20 protein-coding genes are annotated in these 18432 nt (G+C 58.1%); 11 read left to right on the top strand and 9 right to left on the bottom strand.

Annotation, left to right across the window (positions count from 1 at the left end):
• Positions 1 to 1479 (top strand): hypothetical protein, encoded by a 1479-nt coding sequence (locus F6A13_RS09760; protein ID WP_225981793.1) that lies wholly within the window; start codon positions 1 to 3, stop codon positions 1477 to 1479.
• A gap of 653 nt (positions 1480 to 2132) precedes the next feature.
• On the opposite strand, the gene F6A13_RS09750 is transcribed toward F6A13_RS09760, so the two are convergent.
• Together F6A13_RS09750 and F6A13_RS09745 are read right to left on the bottom strand one after the other, a co-directional pair.
• Positions 2133 to 2546, bottom strand: a complete 414-nt coding sequence (locus F6A13_RS09750) for a type II toxin-antitoxin system VapC family toxin (RefSeq protein ID WP_113526586.1) — start codon at positions 2544 to 2546, stop codon at positions 2133 to 2135.
• Positions 2546 to 2767, bottom strand: a complete 222-nt coding sequence (locus F6A13_RS09745; protein ID WP_113526587.1) for a type II toxin-antitoxin system Phd/YefM family antitoxin — start codon at positions 2765 to 2767, stop codon at positions 2546 to 2548. Before F6A13_RS09745 ends, F6A13_RS09750 begins: the two co-directional genes overlap by 1 nt.
• A 739-nt stretch (positions 2768 to 3506) precedes the next feature.
• Between F6A13_RS09745 and F6A13_RS09740 the strand changes: the two genes are divergently transcribed.
• The 6 genes from F6A13_RS09740 (at position 3507) to F6A13_RS09715 (ending at position 8488) form a co-directional block, all read left to right on the top strand.
• Positions 3507 to 4028, top strand: coding sequence for a DUF3568 family protein (locus F6A13_RS09740; protein ID WP_113526588.1), 522 nt, complete (start codon positions 3507 to 3509; stop codon positions 4026 to 4028).
• Between the two features lie 176 nt (positions 4029 to 4204).
• Positions 4205 to 4966: a winged-helix domain-containing protein gene (locus F6A13_RS09735; RefSeq protein ID WP_225981792.1), complete on the top strand. Its 762-nt coding sequence runs from the start codon at positions 4205 to 4207 to the stop codon at positions 4964 to 4966.
• A gap of 64 nt (positions 4967 to 5030) precedes the next feature.
• Positions 5031 to 5714 carry a MotA/TolQ/ExbB proton channel family protein gene (locus tag F6A13_RS09730; protein WP_126604270.1) on the top strand — a complete coding sequence of 228 codons (684 nt, stop codon included), beginning with the start codon at positions 5031 to 5033 and terminating at the stop codon, positions 5712 to 5714.
• Positions 5714 to 6115, top strand: a complete 402-nt coding sequence (locus F6A13_RS09725; protein ID WP_126604269.1) for an ExbD/TolR family protein — start codon at positions 5714 to 5716, stop codon at positions 6113 to 6115. The genes F6A13_RS09730 and F6A13_RS09725 overlap by 1 nt, the downstream gene beginning before the upstream one ends.
• Before the next feature lie 21 nt (positions 6116 to 6136).
• Positions 6137 to 6856 (top strand): TonB family protein, encoded by a 720-nt coding sequence (locus F6A13_RS09720; RefSeq protein WP_126604268.1) that lies wholly within the window; start codon positions 6137 to 6139, stop codon positions 6854 to 6856.
• A 60-nt stretch (positions 6857 to 6916) separates the two neighbouring features.
• Positions 6917 to 8488, top strand: coding sequence for an alkaline phosphatase family protein (locus tag F6A13_RS09715; RefSeq protein WP_126604267.1), 1572 nt, complete (start codon positions 6917 to 6919; stop codon positions 8486 to 8488).
• A gap of 3 nt (positions 8489 to 8491) precedes the next feature.
• Here F6A13_RS09715 and F6A13_RS09710 read toward each other — a convergent pair whose 3' ends face one another.
• The 7 genes from F6A13_RS09710 to purH all read right to left on the bottom strand — a co-directional run bounded on the left by F6A13_RS09710 (position 8492) and on the right by purH (position 15023).
• The gene (locus F6A13_RS09710) at positions 8492 to 9040 is read right to left on the bottom strand and encodes a GNAT family N-acetyltransferase (protein ID WP_172959318.1); all 549 of its coding nucleotides are present in this window, start codon (positions 9038 to 9040) and stop codon (positions 8492 to 8494) included.
• A gap of 268 nt (positions 9041 to 9308) precedes the next feature.
• The gene (locus F6A13_RS15405) at positions 9309 to 9458 is read right to left on the bottom strand and encodes a hypothetical protein (protein WP_172959317.1); all 150 of its coding nucleotides are present in this window, start codon (positions 9456 to 9458) and stop codon (positions 9309 to 9311) included.
• A 161-nt stretch (positions 9459 to 9619) separates the two neighbouring features.
• A complete protein-coding gene (locus tag F6A13_RS09705) occupies positions 9620 to 10711 on the bottom strand; it encodes a quinone-dependent dihydroorotate dehydrogenase (RefSeq protein ID WP_126604266.1) in 1092 nt (363 codons plus the stop codon).
• Positions 10708 to 11598: an oxygen-dependent coproporphyrinogen oxidase gene (gene hemF / locus F6A13_RS09700; protein ID WP_113526595.1), complete on the bottom strand. Its 891-nt coding sequence runs from the start codon at positions 11596 to 11598 to the stop codon at positions 10708 to 10710. Before hemF ends, F6A13_RS09705 begins: the two co-directional genes overlap by 4 nt.
• Positions 11599 to 11602: 4 nt before the next feature.
• On the bottom strand, positions 11603 to 12166 hold the full coding sequence (locus tag F6A13_RS09695; protein ID WP_126604265.1) for an L-threonylcarbamoyladenylate synthase: 564 nt from the start codon (positions 12164 to 12166) through the stop codon (positions 11603 to 11605).
• A 15-nt stretch (positions 12167 to 12181) separates the two neighbouring features.
• Positions 12182 to 13444 carry a phosphoribosylamine--glycine ligase gene (gene purD / locus F6A13_RS09690; RefSeq protein ID WP_113526597.1) on the bottom strand — a complete coding sequence of 421 codons (1263 nt, stop codon included), beginning with the start codon at positions 13442 to 13444 and terminating at the stop codon, positions 12182 to 12184.
• 13 nt (positions 13445 to 13457) lie between these two features.
• Positions 13458 to 15023, bottom strand: coding sequence for a bifunctional phosphoribosylaminoimidazolecarboxamide formyltransferase/IMP cyclohydrolase (gene purH, locus F6A13_RS09685; protein WP_113526625.1), 1566 nt, complete (start codon positions 15021 to 15023; stop codon positions 13458 to 13460).
• A gap of 249 nt (positions 15024 to 15272) precedes the next feature.
• Here purH and F6A13_RS09680 point away from each other — a divergent pair, with 249 nt between their 5' ends.
• From F6A13_RS09680 to F6A13_RS09665, 4 genes are all read left to right on the top strand, one after another.
• Entirely contained in the window at positions 15273 to 15806 is a 534-nt protein-coding gene (locus F6A13_RS09680) for a universal stress protein (RefSeq protein WP_113526598.1), read from the top strand.
• Between the two features lies 1 nt (position 15807).
• Positions 15808 to 16725 (top strand): sulfite exporter TauE/SafE family protein, encoded by a 918-nt coding sequence (locus F6A13_RS09675; protein ID WP_113526599.1) that lies wholly within the window; start codon positions 15808 to 15810, stop codon positions 16723 to 16725.
• The gene (locus tag F6A13_RS09670) at positions 16726 to 17481 is read left to right on the top strand and encodes a TIGR02186 family protein (protein ID WP_113526600.1); all 756 of its coding nucleotides are present in this window, start codon (positions 16726 to 16728) and stop codon (positions 17479 to 17481) included.
• 142 nt (positions 17482 to 17623) lie between these two features.
• On the top strand, positions 17624 to 18415 hold the full coding sequence (locus tag F6A13_RS09665; RefSeq protein WP_113526601.1) for an MBL fold metallo-hydrolase: 792 nt from the start codon (positions 17624 to 17626) through the stop codon (positions 18413 to 18415).
• Positions 18416 to 18432: the final 17 nt, after the last annotated feature.

Raw genomic sequence — 18432 nt, 5'->3', positions numbered from 1 at the left:
ATGATTAAAAATTATAAATGTGGATTTCGTAGAGCGCTTTCCGGAAGAAGCCCATCCAGAAATAGTCTGGCTTGTAGTATGGTCGTATTATGTGCCATTGGTCTTGGAATGTCCACATTATCCACGGCGGGGACGCCCTCAAGTTCTTTGATCCCTTCCAATACCCTCATCGACAGTGCTATTTCCAACAGCAAAATTTCCGCGATGTTGGGGATTATTAATTTCAGCTATCTGAATCATGCGCATACGAGACAAGACACGCATTCGCTGGCTCTGGGTGGTCATCTATATGTGCATAGTCCACAATTTGCAGGATTCAGTCTGGGGGTCGGTGGAGATTTTGCCACCTGGACCGGTTTTTATCAGCATGAAGATCCGGAACTGACTGGCCCTTATCCCAGTCATGGCATCGCCATAGTGCGTCAGGCCTATTTGCAATATCACCATGGTCCTTTTATTATCCGTGCTGGCCGTCAGTTTATCGATACTCCTTATGCCAACTGGGATGATTATACGTATAATCCACGGGCTTTTACTGGCATCAGTGCAGTCGTGGACATTATCGGTCATCCCAAGGATGAACAGTGGTCTGGCAACAGTCCTTTAGCTATTGGTGGTTCACCCGCGACACTGAGCTTCATGGCTGCACGTATATACAGTTATGCCAGTCGTTTCAGTGCAACGTTCACCACGGGTAATCGTTATACCAGTGCGCATACCAATGGTTTCTACGTGTTAGGAGCACGCTACCAAACCCCATTCCTAGGCAATCATCTGGAACTCCAGGTCTGGGATTACCATTTTTATGGTTTTGCAAATATGTGTTACGGAGACGCTGAAATCAGCCGTCCGATCTCCAACGGCGTTTTCTTGTTCGGGAACTTCCAGATGGTTTCCGAAGGAAGTTCAGGAGTAAGTACAAGCTTCTTGAATGCGCTAAACGCAGATTCGGTAGATGCCCATATTTACGGCGGTCGAATCGGGGTGAAATTCGCTAGAAATTATGATGATAATGTGGCTCTGGTAGCAGACTATAGTCCCAGAAATTATAATTCTTTTCGCCATGGCGGCATGGTTCATCCGTACAATGATATCAGCGGGACACTTTATACCACCACCATGCAAACCGGTATTTCGGATTATGGTCCTGGGTATGCGTATGGTATAGCGTCCAACTTTGGTTTTTTTGCCAACCGGCTCAAGTTTAACGCCAGCTTTATTCGGTATCTGGTTCGTTATGGCTTTGGGGGGAGTGTTTACTCCTATAATGGTGCATACGGCTTTCCAACGGGCGAAGCTGTTCCTAATCAGAAACTCTGGTCCATGGATTTGGGCTTTTCCTATGATCTTTCCAGTATTCTTAATGGGCTTTATATTGCTGATTATACTGATATATCTATAGCACAAAATGAGGCTGGTTATGCACATTATCAGAACCCGTATTTCAGTAATCGCTTTTACTTCAAATATCGCTTCTAAGGAAATACTTCGAGAGAAAAGCAATTCACGACCCCCGATTATGTTCTACATTGAGGCTATTGCAGGGCTGGGTGGGCTGGACTGACTTCTTGTTTCGGGTTGCTTCCCTGGCCAAATAGTGGCCCTGCCTTCCGCCCACGACGGAACCGCCCCAGAAAACACAGCCCAGGATTTATCCTCGCACCATCACCCCATCTCTCTACCACGACCGGCCTATCCAGCGCCGGTTAGCACCTAATTGGCGGTCCAATTCCTATGTCCACCTGGGAAACAACGGGCCAACTCTCCCGGTAGTGTGGCTGAGTTTGTCTCGAAATAGACTTGGTACCCGTCATCCACAGTGCCCGTAACCGTGACGCGGGTGGGGTGTCTGGCAGAGGCGAGGCAGACGGCTTGCGGGTTGGCGGACAGGACATGCTCAACGCCGTGGTTATGGCCGGTTTTTTCAAGTAGGGCTATTTTCAGCATCAAATCGGGTGTAAGCACGGCACGCAGAGCTTCGTCATGCTGCGCCAGCCAAGTGGGAAGGCGCGTGAACTGGCGGGCATGTGGTTCAGCCAAGTATATTGGTCGCGGTTTTGTGCGCGCAGGGTTCCATTGGGCGCGAGTGAAAGGCAGGGTAGCGAAGGCGAGATGGTGGCGTGGCTGGTGTTTCATAGCGATACCACCTGCAGACCGAAGGCCTCGGCGGCGCGACATTGGCGGGCATCGGCCGAGATGAACACTTCGGCGGTGCAGGCGAGGGCGGCGCCCAGGTGGATGGCGTCCATGCCGCGCAGCGTGTGGTTTTCCAAGGCTTTGACGGCGTGCTGGAGGACCTGGGGAGTGGTATCGCAGATCAGCGCATCGGCGATGTCGAGCATAAGGGCGCGCTTGATGATCTGGTATTGCGCCTCCGTCAGGCGTCCTTCCCGTTGCAGACGGCAGAAGGCGGAGATCAGTTCAGGCACGGCGATGACCGACAGTGCCAGTTCGCTGGCCCGTTCGCACCACGCCAGGACGTCAGCAGTGCCGGTTGCGTCGATGTAGCGCTTGGCAAAGGCCGACGAGTCGAAATAGACGCGCATCAGTCTCCGCGCTCGTCGAGGATGAGCCGGCTGATCTCCTTGCCACCGATGGCCAGTGGGCGCGCCGGACGCTGCTTCCACGAAGGCAGTTGCGCCGGGATGGGGTGAATTTCGGCGATGAGTTTGCCGTTGCGCAATACGCGCACCGTCTGTCCGCTCTCGACCAGATCGAACCAGGTCTTGGCGTGGTTGCGTAATTCGGTGAAGGTGGTTTCCGGCATGAATGTACTCCCGTCAGATGATGTACATCAAAGTGTACATTACAGAGCGTCCGGCAACAACACGTAGACACCGATCACGTCCACCGGCAGGCAGGCGCTGACGTTGTATTGGCCGACATCGCGCGCCGCCGAGTTCGACAGTTAATCTCGCAACTTAGTGATATCCTTGGTGACGATTTGAAAACGCTTATATGGATGCCTCCATGTTCGTAAGATGGTTTTCGACTTCTGACATGTTGAGGTCTGGTTGCTGCCTTATATCCGGTCTTTGATGCAGGTTCTGAAAATATCAGAAGGGGGCGGCGCCAAAGCGACGCGCGGAGGGCAGAGCCTTGCGCCCAGGACGGCCTTGCAACGGCGCAGGTCCCGCTGACCAAAAAGATCGTTCCGCTATAGGCAGATAACCGATCCAGCGGGTGTGCCGGGCCTTGGTTTATGGTGTTCATGCGGCTACCTCCTAACAAATGCCAATCTTTTGCCACCTGGAATGGTGACAATATTAGCAGTCCAATGTGACAGCAATGCGTCACTGAGGTGACTTTTTGGTGACAATATGCACCTTTGTCTTCCGCGTTCGATATAAACCTGTCTCTGGAACCCATGAAGGCGCGGAATGGAGACTGGCTGGTCGGTGTGGATGTTCATGGGTGAGCTGTGATAGGATTTCAGACAATAGCGAAGAAGCCCGGTTCTGCCGGGTTTTTGTCACTATTTCTTGGATTGGAGCTAGGGGGTTGGCATGGCGACGCAACGGCGGTTGGCGTGGTTGGCGGTAGTGGGTGTGGTAGCAGCTCTGCCGCTTGGTGGTTGCGTGGCGCTTCTCGCGGCCGGGGCTGGTGGTGGGGCCGTGGCCTATGTGGAAAATGGCGGGGTCGCCAATTTCTACGCCTACTATCCGACGTCGGTGACGCGGGTCAGTGCAGCGTCGAAGGCGGCATTCGGAGAAATGAGCATCCACTATAACGGCGAAATCCGCAAGAGTCCGTCCGAGTATCTGATCGAGGGTACCACCACGGACGGCCAGACCGCCAAGGTAACGCTGACTTCCATGGCCACGGATGTTACCAAGGTCAACATCCGTATCGGGACTTTTGGCGACAAGCCACTATCTTTGCAGTTCCAGAAGCTGCTTTCGCAACGGCTGGGCATGACCGCCAGTCCTCAGGCCCCGGCAGGGGTGGTATTGCCTCAGACCAGCAGTCAACCAGCGGCGCCGCAACAGCCACAGCAGCCGCAACAGCAAACCATCCCGCTTCAGTAATTCACTGATCTTCCATGCCTGGCTGGAGTTGCCGGAGACCACTGCGGTCTCCGCAAATCCTGTGTGTTGCAGTACGTATGGCGCTGGGTTTTTGTCATAAAATTGTCATTGTAGTTTCATAAAACTGTCATATTGTGGGTATATCCTGTCATAAGGTCCAGTTTCGGCAGGAAACCATGATGGCCATACCGCAAGGCAGCACAACGAATAACAATGTGGAAATGGATCCGCTTTATCAGGCACGCATTCTGCTGCTGGCAGAAACGGCGCCGCCGAGTGGGCTTATATTCCGCCTGCAGGGATCGGGCGCCTTCCTGCGCACGACGAGCGCAATGAATGACGCCTTTCAGCTTGTTACGGGATGGCACCCGGCCCTGCTGATTCTGCAGGACTGGTCTGCCCGATTTGCGCCGTGGCTCATGGAATTAAGCGCTTACCCGGTTTGTGCCGGTTTGCCGGTGCTGGCTATCGGGGTGGATGATGACGCAAACGCCATGTCCGCTCTGGATGCTGGAGCGAGCGCGTATGTATCGACCCCGTGTAGCGAGACGTTGTTGCTGGCGCAGGCATCGGCGCTGCTGAAAAAAAACCAGCACTGGAAATGCCTCCCGGTAGAGCGGGGGTCGCTGATCCAGGTCAATCCGGGAAGCTGTCGGGTATGGGTGAATGGGGAAGAAATACGTCTGAGTCGACGACTTTTCCGGTTTCTGCACTATTTGGCATTGCACCCGGATCGGACTTTCTCGCCCCAAGAAATTGCCAATGTATTGACGGACGGCCGCAGCCTCATCCAGGAAAATTCGGTGGCGGCTCAGGTGCATCGTTTGCGCAAAGGTCTGGAAAAGGCTGGCGCTGCGGAGTGGCTGGAAACGGTACATGGGTTTGGGTATCGCCTGAGTTTGCCGCCGAAAAACGCCATTGATGTAAATTTGTCATAACAGGTTCATAAAACTGTCACATTGATTTGCTATGGTACTCCCTCCGGTTAGAGAGGGAGTCCTTATGAACCTGCAATATCTCATTCACCTCGCCAATTATTCAGATGGCGTTCTCTACGTGCTTGGCGCGCTGTTATTGGTCGAATTGTCCGTTATCGTGGACCGGTTCTGGTTTTTGCGGCGCACCATCCTGCGTGGGCTGATCTTTGTACATGAACTGGGCAGCCATGGTCGCCTGGATCGTGACACGCTGAATCAGATGGCTGATGGGGCGAGTGATCTGCCCGAAGCCTCGTTGCTGCGTATGGCTGCCTCCCATCATGGGCAGGTGAAAGGCGAAGGCCTTGCCAGCCGTCTTGAAGAAAGTGTGCTGGTGTTGGCGCCGCAACTGGATCGCCGTCTGTGGTTGCTGGACACTATCATCACCTTGGCGCCGCTGCTGGGTTTGTTCGGCACGATTATCGGTATGTTCCACGCTTTTTCGGTGCTGGCCACTCCGGGACACGCGCCTACGGCGGTCACCGGCGGTGTGGCTGACGCGCTGGTCGCCACGGCAACTGGCCTGTTTATCGCCATGCTCGGTCTGATGGCCTTCAATGCCTTCAATAACCAGGTGCGGCAGATTCTCCTGCAACTGGATTCCGTAAAGACCATGCTGATCAATCGGATGGACGGTCAACCCATGATCACGCCGGACAACGGTGAGCAGCAACGCAGTGAAATGTTGTCTGTGGCGAGGGCCAGTTGATGGAGCGCCGTTATTTCGAGCAGAAGAAGGGCCGGGTGGAGATCATCCCCATGATCGACATTATGCTCTTCCTGCTGGTGTTTTTTATCATGATCACGCTGCAAATGATCCCCGACAAAGGGCTGAGTCTGCAGTTGCCCAGGTCCAGCCAGGCGCAGCAGCTTCCGCATCCGCACTACACCATCAATATCGATAAGGATGGATCGGTGGATGTGAAGGGTCACCACTATGATCTCGACGGCCTGCAGAAAATGCTCGCCGGTGATGGTAACCCTGCGAAGACCCAGATCACCATCGCTGCCGATAAGGGCGTGCCTTTTCAGGATTTCGTCCATGTGATGGATCGCTGCCAGAAGGCAGGAGTGAGTGATATCGGGATTGCCGCGAAAGCGCGTGGTTAGGAAAAACAAGGAAGGTAATTGGTGAATACAATCGTTGGTAATCCATCCTGGACGCCGCCGCCACTAAATACGAATAAAGAGCATTTTGGCCGGGCATTGTTGGTCGGCGCGGTATTGGAGGCGTTGCTGGTGGGCGGATTGATCTGGGTGGGAAGTAATACGCCACCCCCCCAGCCGGTCGTAAAGAAAATTATTGCAATCCACATGATACAGCCGGTTCCGCCGAAGCCGAAGCCGAAGCCGGTACCTCCGCCGCCAAAGCCGATGGTGCATCCCAAACCGCTGCCGCGTCCCGTTCCGTTGCCGAAACCAGTGGTGCATCAAGTGCCTGTGCCCAAACCGCTGATAGCCAAAACACCGTTGCCTCTCGCACCGGTGGCACCGCCTAGGCCGCCGGTGGTCCCACCGCCACCGCCGCCGCCCGCGCCCAGCATGGCCGCACGTCAGGCAGCGCTAGCCGAATACGCAGCCCTGGTGCGGGCCCAGGTTCAGGCGGATGCCCATGTGCCCGAAGCGATCCGCCTGATGCATTTAAGCGGCACCGCGATCATCACATTCCGGCTTGCGCCTTCGGGTCGATTGCAGTGGGCGAAAATTTCCCGATCCAGCGGGGCTGGGCCCATCGATAGGGCGGCATTGAAGTCAGTGAAAGAAGGACAGTACCCGCCCTTCTCCAAAGATATGCCGAAGCATGCCACCAATTTTACGGTAGAGGTGCATTTGTCAGGACGCGCTTCCTAGTATCCGTCGGCTATATGGGCGGATACTTGCCAATCATTAATGGAATCAGGAGTTTTTTTCATGGAGCGACAGAATCGCCGGCAGTTTTTGAAGCGGCTGGGGCTGGGGAGTGGTGCAGTTGTCGCTGCTCCGCATCTGCTGGGGGTGGCACGTGCGGCAGGCGTCAGCGGAGAGCATCTCCTGCGTCAGAAGATCGAGCATGTGGTGGTGATCTTTCAGGAAAATCGCAGTTTCGATCATTACTTCGGTACTTTCCAGCCGAAAAACGGACAGCAGGTCGTCAACCTGCTGGATGGGCAGGGACAGTTGGATCCGCGTTTCCTCGGCTTACAGAAAAACCCCGCGGGCATCGCTTATGATAATCTTCCGTTACCTGCGGAAATTCCGGGTTTTCAGAATGTGCAATTGCCGAACCAGCCTTTTCACATGGCGCCCTATATTCCGGTCAGGGGCAATGTGCATTGGGATCCTGCGCATCGCTTTTTTCGTATGATGGCGGAAGTGCACAACGGCAAAATGGATCGCTTCGTGGCTCTGGCGGGTGGCAGCAAAACCCTTTTGTCGCGGGACGAATTCCGGAAAATGAGCCCCGAGCAGATCGCCTTCGATCTGGCCCGCCCCAGCGGCCCGGTGCTGGGCTACTATACTGGCGAAGATTTGCCCTTCTATCATCAGGTGGCGCACCAGTACACGCTCTTCGATCATTTCTTTCAGGCTATGAGCGGCGGCAGCACCGGTAATGCGCTTTATCTGGCGGCCGCCCGTTCCTGTATCCATCCCCACGCACCCAGGGAGGTCTGTGCGCCCTTCGATCCGAAGGAAGCGGGTCTGGAGCACCGTTTCTTTGATCTGCCCTATGACCACCAAAAAGTGCTGGTCAACGACCTGCCGCCGGTGCAGGGACCGACCAACGCGGATGCCGTGAAGGCGCTGAAGATATCTCCGCCGCCGGAGGCGCAGACCTACGACAATATCGGTGACCGTCTGGATGGCGCCAGAGTGTCCTGGGCCTGGTATAACGAAAATTGGGACCGGGTGAAGCCATGGGCGCTCAAGACCGCGTTTGGTCCCGGCGACGGCTCGGCGGTGATCGATACGGGTCAGTTGTATGTGGCCCACCATAATCCCTTCCAGTATTACCCGCGCTGGCCAGAATATGTGAAGAACGGTCACATGCGCGATAGCGAAGACTTTCTCGCCGACGCCCATGCCGGCAAGCTGCCCGGTGTTTCCTTTGTCAGGGCCAGTGCCGCCCATGACGAACACCCGGCTGACTGCGCACCCGCCTACGGTATGGAATGGGTGGAGCAACTGGTGCGCGCCGCTGCGGATGGTCCGGCCTGGGACAAAACCGCCATCTTCATTACCTATGACGAAGGTGGTGGCTTTTGGGATTCGCTGCCGCCTAAAGTGGTGGACGACTATGGATTTGGCACCCGTATTCCGGCCCTGCTCATCAGCCCCTGGGCGCGGCAAGGGTTGGTGGATCACCACCTCGCCAGTACGGCGAGCATCCTCAAATTCATCGAAACCCGTTTCGGTCTGCAACCCCTCAACCAACGCGACGCCGACTCGTATGACCTGATGGGGGCTTTTGACTGGGATCAGCGGCCCCAAGGTTTCCGCATCTGATGCTTACCCGGCGGACGCGATGACTTTCTCCAGTGCGAGGAGGTACAACCCGTTGACTCTGGGGATGCCGTAGCGGACATCATCCGGGAAGGGCAGAGTAGCGCCGGTAAGCCGGTAGCCGCGCCGCTGATAATATTCCGCCAGTTCCGGACGTTGTTTGATGATCCATAGGCGCATGCGCGTCGCCTGCCAGGTTTCCCGGGAATATTGCTCCGCCGTACGGAGCAGCGCTTTGGCGATGCCCTGATTCTGCCACGCCGGAGTCACGGAAAGCATTCCGCACTCGGCGACCGCCGCTGTGGCAAGTTGTACATGACAGCAGGCGATGATCTCGCCTTCTTTCGTGGCCACCAGGAAACCACTGTCCGGTTTGTCGGAGAGTTTTTCCAGCATCGCCACGTCACAGCGCTGGCCGCCCAGCAACTCTGCTTCTGTAGTCCACCCACCTTTGGCAGCTTCGCCTCGATATACACTATTGATGAGCGCGCAAAGGGCAGTCATTTCTGCTTTTTGCGCCATACGGAAAGAATATAACGACTTTGAATGTGCCATTTCGATTTCCTTACATTGTGATCCCGTGGTCATCTATGACGCTTCCAAATAATAGCGTCATTTGTCACAATTTTATTGTTAAAACTTATTAATAATGTCATATTCTGGTGCTGCAATACTGCGCGGTTGCGGAGCACAAAATATGGCGGAAACTTCGTTGCCGCGCAGGCGAGTACACCGGTTTTTGTCGGTGCCAGCGTGGCGGCCAAGTTCTAAAGTCTGATTGGTATCTGCAGATTATCCGGCAGCCTTACAGTCACCGGGTTGCTCAGGGGATCAGGGACGCCCCGGCACTGACCATATCCCCGGTCGCCGATGTGGTATCGGAGACGGCAGCACAGCTCGCCAGTGATCCGAAAATAACCAGGAGGCCTGCAGTGCGCATTATGAAACCGATGATATGGATTTTATGAGCCATGGAAAATACTCTTTGTATAATTGGGAATAACCGGCCCCGATAACAGTTGTTATTCATTGATGTCTCATGAAACCTGTTTTTAGCGGTTTAACATGTCCATGGATTTTCAGCAAGCGGAAAATCTCTATAAGATCTGTCTGGATGCGGTGGCGGAGAGGATATCAGGCGGTACTACCCCGCGCATGCGCAAGATCGGGATAACCATCCCTTAACCAAAGCCCCGGCAGATCTTCCAGAATCTCCCGTACCAGCCCGGGCCCGCGGAAAATCAGCCCGCTATAGACCTGCAATAGACTGGCTCCCGCCCGGATCTTGGCATAGGCATCTGCCGCGCTCAGAATGCCGCCGACGCCAATGATGGGTACCTGTCCCTGGGTCGCACGATAGAGTTGCGCGATGACGGCATTGGATTGCTCCAGCAATGGTGCACCGCTCAGGCCCCCGCTTTCGGAGAGTCCGGGTTGAGAGGCCAGGCGTTCTATAGTGGTATTGGTGGCGATAAAACCATGCACCAGAGGGGCCGTGCCTAAGGCCAGACTAGCGATGGCGTCGAGATTATCGTTGTCCAGATCCGGTGCAATTTTGAGGAGCAGTGGCAGGGGCGGGCGCTGATGTTGTAGGGCCAGACGCTGGTTGGCTGCGGCGACGGCATTGAGCAGTCCCCGTAAGGCTTCCTCACCTTGCAGCAAGCGCAAACCCGGCGTGTTGGGCGAGCTCACGTTCACACAGAGATAATCGCCATAGGGGAAAAGCAGTTCCAGCGCGGCAATATAGTCGTCCTGCGCTCGCTCCAGCGGGGTGTCCTTGTTTTTGCCGAGATTGATGCCGATAGGCACCGGATGGCCAGGTAACGCCGCCAGTCTTCGGGCAACTGCCGCAGCCCCTTCACCGGGGAAACCCATACGGTTGATGACCGCCTGCTGTGCCGGATAACGAAAGACCCGGGGGTGCAGATTGCCGGGCTGCGGGCGCGGGGTCACTGTGCCGATTTCGATGAAGCCGAAGCCGAGAGCGGGGAGGGCGACTGCGGCGCGGGCATCCTTGTCATAGCCGGCGGCGAGACCGACGGGATTGGCAAAATGCAGGCCCCAAAAGTCCTGCGCCAGACGCGGGTCATGGAGGGTGTAGCGCCGGGCCACACGGGCGAGGCCGCGTGGCATGTGTCCCAGTGCTTCCAGCGCCGCGATGCTCAGGGTGTGGGCGCGCTCCGGGTCCAGCGTAAAAAGCAGAGGGCGCAGCAGGCCGTAGCTCATGCCCAATCCCTGGGTGTGAGGAAGTCTTCCTTGAGGCGGGTTTCGGGGCTACCGGCTTCGCCCTGCCAGTCGTAGGCCCAGGCCGCCAGGGGCGGCAGGGACATCAGGATACTTTCGGTGCGCCCGCCGGATTGCAGGCCGAAGAGGGTGCCGCGGTCATAGACGAGGTTGAATTCCACATAGCGCCCCCGGCGCAGGAGTTGAAATTGGCGCTCGCGTTCACCGTAGGCTAGGTCCCGGCGCCGGGCGACGATGGGCAGATAGCTGTCGAGGAAGCTGTTAGCCATATCCTCCCAGAAGGCCCGTAGGAGGCTGGCATCACCATGGAGATCATCGAAAAAGATGCCACCGATACCGCGCATTTCCTGACGGTGCGTGATGGTGAAATAATCGTCGCACCAGGCTTTGAAGCGCGGATAAAAGCCCGGGTCGTGACGGTCACAGGCGGTTTTGAGGACGCCATGGAAATGCCGGGCGTCTTCCTCAAAGCCGTAGATGGGCGTCAGGTCGGCGCCGCCGCCGAACCACCACACGGGTCCCGCCGAGAAAAATCGGTAGTTCATGTGAACGATGGGGACGTAGGGGTTACGGGAATGCAGTACCAGAGAGATGCCAAGGGCGGTGAAGGTCTGTCCCGCCAGTTCAGGGCGATGTGCGGTAGCTGAGGGGGGAAGCCGGTCGCCATGGACTTTGGAGAAGTTGACCCCGCCTTTTTCCAGCAAAGCGCCGTCGGCAATAACCCGGGTTCGCCCGCCGCCACCGCCGGGCCGTTCCCAAAGATCTTCGCGGAATTTCGCCGCGCCGTCTGCTTCTTCCAGGGCGTTGCAGATGCGATCCTGCAAGCCGCGGAGAAAGTTTTCCATTTCATCCAGGGGTGGTTGTTGCATGATTTTACTCCCGTAAGACACGACCGCTGCGGGCATCGACAATGCGGCTGGGATGCTGTTGCTGCCCCAACCGTGCCGGCAGTACCCACAGAGAGCGACCAAAATAGCGGTATAAGGTGCGCAGGTCACGGGCCGGTTGTCTCCCCGCCGGATTGGCGCTGGTGGAGACCATGGCGCCGCCGAAGACCCGCGACAACGCGACGATGGCGGAATGGCTACTGATCCGCACCGCAACGCCCGTATGGCGTCCGCGTATCCAGAAGGGGACCCGGGGCGTGGCCGGGAGCACCAGCGTCGTACCGGGCCAGAATCGCGCCAGCAGCGCCTGATCTGTATCATCTTGCGCAGACCAGTAACGCCGGGTTTCGGCTGTCCGACCTGCCACCAGAAGAACGCCTTTATGCCGTGGTCGCCCCTTTAGGGCTAGAATTCGGTGCAGGGCGCGGCGCCGACGCGGGTCACAGCCCAGCCCCCAGACCCCTTCCGTGGGATAGGCGATGACCCCGCCGCGCCGTATATGCGCAACCCCTCGGCGAATATCCTGACGACGCGGATGGCGGGGCAGCATCAGCCGGAAACGGCGTCAGGCACGCCGCAGGCCGCGGTGGCCGATGTCGTGCCGGTACTGCAAGCCCGGCCAGTGGATATCGGCGACGGCGGCATAGGTACGTCGTTGCGCGATCGCCAGATTTTCTCCCAATGCCGTGACGCCTAGCACCCGCCCACCCGCGGTGACGACGGTGCCGTCGCGCGCCTCCGTCCCGGCATGAAAGATTTTGACGGTATCCCCCTGCGTCTCGTCGAGACCGCAGATGGGGTCTCCCGTCTGCGGATGATCGGGATAACCCGCGGCAGCCAGTACGACGCAGAGTGCAGCGCGACTGTCCCAGTCGAGAGCCGTCGGCAGCGGATCGCCGCGGGCCGCGGTCAGCAGAAGCGTATAGAGGTCGGACCGCAAGCGCATCATCAGCGGCTGCGTCTCGGGATCGCCCAGTCGGCAGTTGAATTCCAGCACCTTGGGTCCGGCGGGGCCGATCATCAGACCGGCATAGAGAAACCCGCAGTAGGGCGTGCGATCTGTCATCAATCCTTGCGCTGCCGGGCGCATCACTTCGCGCAACACCCGCTCGCTCATGGCGGTGTCGAGGATGGGGGTGGGGGAATAGGCACCCATGCCGCCGGTATTGGGACCCTGATCGCCGTCCAGCAGACGCTTGTGGTCTTGCGACCCCGCCAGCGGCAAGACCTGACCGTCCACCACGATGGCGATGAAGCTGGCTTCCTCCCCCTCCAGAAACTCTTCGATGACGATAGAACCCCATTTCAGGAACTGGTGCACGGCGGCCTCCGCTTCGGCGCGCTCCGCAGCCACGACGACTCCTTTGCCGGCGGCGAGGCCATCGGCTTTGACCACGATCGGCAACGGTTGGTCACGCAGGTAACCGAGGGCCGCGTCGGTATCGTCAAAACGTCCGTAACGGGCGGTAGGGATACCGTGCCGCGCCATGAAGGCTTTGGCGTGGGCCTTGCTACCCTCCAGCATCGCTCCGGCGGCGTTGGGACCAAAGACGGGAATACCAGCCCGGCGCAGCGCATCACCTACACCCGCCACCAGAGGGGCTTCGGGGCCGATGACCACCAGCGTGACGTTCAACCCACGGGCGGCGGCGATCACCTGGTCGGCATCCGTCGGCTTCAGGGCCAGATTGTGGACTTTGGCCTCGGCCGCCGTACCGGGATTGCCGGGCACACAGTAGACTGTCGCGACCTCCGCCGACTGGGCCAGCTTCCAGGCGACGGCATGTTCGCGTCCGCCACCGCCGAGGATCATGACTTTCGCGCCCATCTGCGTTTTCTCCTCAACCATGCCGGAAATGGCGCACACCGGTGAAAACCATGGCGATGCCGTGTTCATTGACGCTGGCGATGACTTCTTCATCACGGATGGAGCCGCCGGGTTGGATGATCGCCTTTACGCCCGCCGCCGCCGCCGCATCGACCCCATCGCGGAAAGGGAAGAAAGCGTCAGAAGCCAGCGCCGCACCGTGCAGATCGAAGCCCAGTTCCAGGGCCTTGGCTACCCCGCATCTGGCCGCATCCACCCGGCTCGTCTGCCCCGCACCGATGCCGATGGTCTGGCCTTCGCGGCCATAGACAATGGCGTTGGAGCGCACGTATTTACCAACCCGCCAGACAAAGGCGAGATCACGGGCTTCCTGTGCCGTCGGTGCGCGTTCGGAGACCACTTTCCAGTCCGCTTCCGCTTCCATGGCCTGATCAAAGTTCTGTACCAACAAGCCTCCCCGCACGCGCTTGTAATCCCAGCCTGTCCGCCGCCAGGCGCGGCCATCGTCAAAGGCGAGCACCCGCAGATTTTTCTTTTTGGCCAGAATGGGCCGGGCATCGGGTAAAATGGCGGGCGCCAGTACCATCTCGATGAACTGGCCGCTAATGAGTTCGGCAGTCTGTGCATCCAGCGGCCGGTTACAGGCGACGATGCCGCCGAAGGCGGATATCGGATCGCCGGCCCATGCGCGCTGATAGGCACCGAGCAGATCCGGTCCCACGGCCACGCCGCAGGGATTGCCGTGCTTCACCACGCAACAGGCGGGTTCGGCAAATTCCATCACCAGCGCGACGGCGGCGTCACCGTCCCCGATATTGTTGTAAGACAGTTCCTTGCCCTGCAACTGATGGGCGTCCGCCAGTCCGCCGCCGCTGCCATCGCGGTAGAAGGCGGCGGCCTGATGGGGATTTTCGCCGTAGCGCAGATCCTGCGCTTTCTTAAATTGCAGGGACAGAGTCTGCGGGAAGGTTGTCCGGTTGCCATCGGGGCCCAGGCTGGAGAGATAGTTGGCGATGGCTCCGTCATAGCGCGCCGTGTGGGCGAAGACTTTGGTGGCCAGGCGGAAGCGGGTACTGGCGCCGACGCCGCCGTAACTCTGTTCCATCTCCTGTAGTACGGCGGCATAATCATTGGGGTCGACGAGGACGGTGACGCCCTCCCAGTTCTTCGCTGCCGCACGGAGCATGGTCGGACCGCCGATATCGATGTTTTCGATGGCTTCTTCCAGTGTGCAATCGGCGCTGGCGATGGTCTCGGCGAAGGGATAAAGATTGACGCAGAGGAGATCGATGGCGGGGATGCCGTACTCGGCCATTTGCCGGGTGTGGCTGCTGTCGTCGCGCTTCGCCAGCAGCCCGCCGTGGATTTTGGGGTGCAGGGTTTTGAGGCGGCCCTCCAGCAGTTCCGGGAAACCGGTATAGTCCCCCACTTCCTGCACCGCGACACCATCGGCCATCAGGGCTTTGGCGGTACCGCCGGTAGAGAGTATCTCCACCCCAAAATCCTGCAACCGCCGGGCAAATTCCACAATGCCACGCTTGTCGGAAACGCTGATGAGCGCCCTTGTAATCTCACCCATAAATCCCACGGCCTCCGAAAAAGTGGCAGTCCAAACTAAAAAAGGTACGATCAGGAGACCTGTCGTACCCAAACCTCCTGATGGAGGGAGCGTTTTGCTCACGCCCGTGCAAACGCACGCACCGGCGGAATGAGACCATTGTAAAAGAGCCTCCATTGCGATGCAAGTGCGCTGCGGACAACGCCGTCCTCGACAGACCTATGCGGATAATCTAATATTTCCGGGACTCCTCAGTATGGAAAGGCGGCTATGTCCGAGCATGTGATACTGGCGGCCGTGGATGGTTCGGAAAATGCCCTGCTGGCCGCAGCGGTGGCTGCGCGCTTTACCCACCTGCTGGGTGGTCATTTGGGTCTGGTGACGACCTTGCAGGTGCCGACGGTGCCCCTGGGGTTTGGCGGTGGGCTTTTTTCCAGTGATCTCAAAAACCGGCTGCTGGCGGATGCCCGCATCGAGGCGGAAGAAAATCTGCGAGGTGTCGCAGAGCGCATACAGGAACACTGTGGAATTCTCCTGCCGGAATACTATCTGGTCGAAGGTGCTCCCGAGGTGGAAATCCCCAGGCTGGTCGAACAGGATCCGCATATCATCATGGTGGTGGTGGGCCAGCGTGGCTATGGCACCGAGAGCAGGCCCCTTGGTCTGCCGCATTTGCTCGGTGGCCTGGGCGCCAGACTGAGCCTGACGCTGAAGGTGCCGGTCCTGATGGTTCCGCCCGATACCCCGATGGATCAGATCTGTGCCGGCGTGATGGTTTCTGTCAGATCCCCCGGAGACGCGTAAGTTGGAGCTTTTCCTCCCGGTCGCTCATATGGCGGTGAATATCTGGCTGATCATCGGCTTTGGTCTGATCGTCGGCTTTCTCTCCGGGTTGACGGGGGTCGGAGGCGGGTTTCTGATCACTCCGCTGTTGATTTTTGTCGGTGTGCCACCCCTCGTGGCAGTGGGCACCGGCGCGGCGCAAATCGTTGGGGCGTCGGCTGTCGGGAGTTATGCGCACTGGCGTATGGGTAATGTAGACATGCGCATGGCCTTCATCCTCCTCGCGGGGAGCTGGATGGGTGGACTGCTGGGTGTGCATGTGGCGCGTATCCTGGATGCGTCCGGGTATTTTGGACTAGTGGTCACCTTCCTTTACGTCGGCCTGCTGGGATTTATCGGCATCTCCATGCTCGTGGAGTCGACCCTCGCCATGCGTTGGGGCCATCATCCCGGTAAAAACAAAAAGAAAGTGCAGGCAGGGATTTCCTGGCTGGATCGATTGCCCTGGCGGATGGAATTCCCTGTTTCCGGACTGCGCCTCTCCATTCTGGCACCTGTACTGCTGGGTTTCGCGGTGGGAATCATGGCGTCGCTGATGGGGGTGGGCGGCGGTTTCGTCATGGTCCCGATCATGCTGTATCTGCTCAAGATGCCGACCAGGGTGGTGGTAGGGACTTCGCTATTTCAGTTGCTGTTTACCAGCGCGGAAGTGGGCATTTTGCAGGCCGGCATGAACCACGCCGTTGATCCTTACCTGGTCCTGGCGCTGGTGCTGGGCTCCATATTCGGGACACAGTTCGGTGCCAGGCTGGGGGCGCTGATGCGTGGGGAGCAGTTGCGTCTGGTGCTGGCGCTGGTGGTTTTGGGCGTCGCCATCAAGATGGGTCTGGGGCTGGTGATTCCGCCCGAGCACCTCTACAGCATGGCACGAGTGGTTTAGATGCGTCTGGTAAAGCTTTGCCTCATGGGTCTCGCCGCGTTGATGACGGTATGGATGACACCCGTGCTGGCGGCGGAGCCTCTGGTGGTCGGCACCAGTAACGACGTGGTGAAGGTCACCAGCCATTTTACAGGGCGGGAACTACTGGTTTACGGTGCTCTCTCCCAACCGGGGCAGGTGATTGTCCTGCTGCACTCTCCCGCGGCTACCGAGGCCATGTTACGCAAAACCCGGACTGGGCCCATCTGGCTGACCGGCGCCAGGGTGACGGTGACAGGTGCCCCCGGTATCTGGGAGATGCTCTCCTCAGCGCCTGTAGACCAGTTGCTGCCCTTGGCGACCCGGCAGTTGCTGGGTCTGGACCCCGACCATCTGTCCCGGCAGGCCAGCTATCAGCCGGAGCCGGCGGACGTGGCTGCGTGGCAGCAGGCTTTTCTGAAGAACAAACTGCGCCGTCGTGACTATGTGGTGCAGTCGCAAGGGGTGCATATTGAGGGTGGACAACTTTTTTCGGCTCGTATGGCCCTGCCGGCTTCTCTGCCTTTGGGGCGCTATACCCTGGATACTTTCCTGGTCCGTCACGATCAGGTGGTGGCTAGGCAGGAACAACATATCGAGGTACAGCAGACCGGCTTTCAGGCCTGGATCGCGCGTTTCGTCAGCCAGGATGGCTGGCTCTACGGCATCGTACTGACCCTGATGCTGGCTGCCATGGGGCTCGGCCTGGGTATCGTCATGCAGCGGCGTCTGAACTGACTTCTCCGTGTGCTCACAGATCAGCCATTCGTAGGGGCGTTTAAAAGAAATAGCAAACTGCTATAATATTTGATTTGGGTATTTTAACATTCTATCGGGCTGCACAAATGTTGGCCGATGCCACTTCCATCAGGAGTTCATAATGTCCCAGTTGCTCTATGACAACGGAACGCATAAATGCATCGCCTTCACCGACTTGGTGGAAGGCGAGGGGATTCAGGCCAATCAGTTCCTCATCGTCAACAATGGCGAAGGGATGCTGCTCGACCCGGGCGGTAACCTCACCTACAAGAATCTGCTGGCGGAAATGGCGAGCTATTTCCTGCCGGCGCATCTCGATTATGTATTTGCCTCTCATGAGGATCCGGATATCGTCGCCTCTGCCAACGGCTGGCTGCTGATCACCGACGCGAAGATCCTCATCGCCAATGAATGGACCCGTTTCCTGCCGCACTTCTGCTCCAAGGGGATGACCGCCGGGCGAGTTATCGGTATTCCGCCGCAGGGCATGAGGGTCAATCTGGCGGGGCAGGAACTCTTTATCGTGCCCGCGCATTACATGCATTCGGTGGGCAATTTCCAGGTTTACGATCCGGTGAGCAAGATTCTGTTCTCCGGAGATCTGGGCGCTAACCTGGTCAGTGGGCATGATGCTTCCAAGGTAATTGAAGGTGCGGAAGCGTTTGCGGCACATCGTGCGGCAACCTCCATGGATGGCTTCCACCGTCGTTATATGGGTGGCCAGAAAGTCTGCAGGCTCTGGACCAATATGGCGCGGGGCATGGACATCGAATGGATCGTGCCGCAACACGGCGCTTCCTTCAAGGGGCGGGAGACGGTCCTGGCTTTCCTCGACTGGTTCGAGGGGCTGGAATCGGGGCCTGATCTGTTGACCCAGAAGGACTTTCAGTTTCCTATTCCCGAGTATCTCTGAAAGAGGTGCATCGAAAG

Source organism: Acidithiobacillus sp. 'AMD consortium' (assembly GCF_008926505.1).
Lineage (GTDB): Bacteria > Pseudomonadota > Gammaproteobacteria > Acidithiobacillales > Acidithiobacillaceae > Acidithiobacillus > Acidithiobacillus ferridurans.
This window is presented reverse-complemented; position numbering and strand designations above follow the sequence as displayed.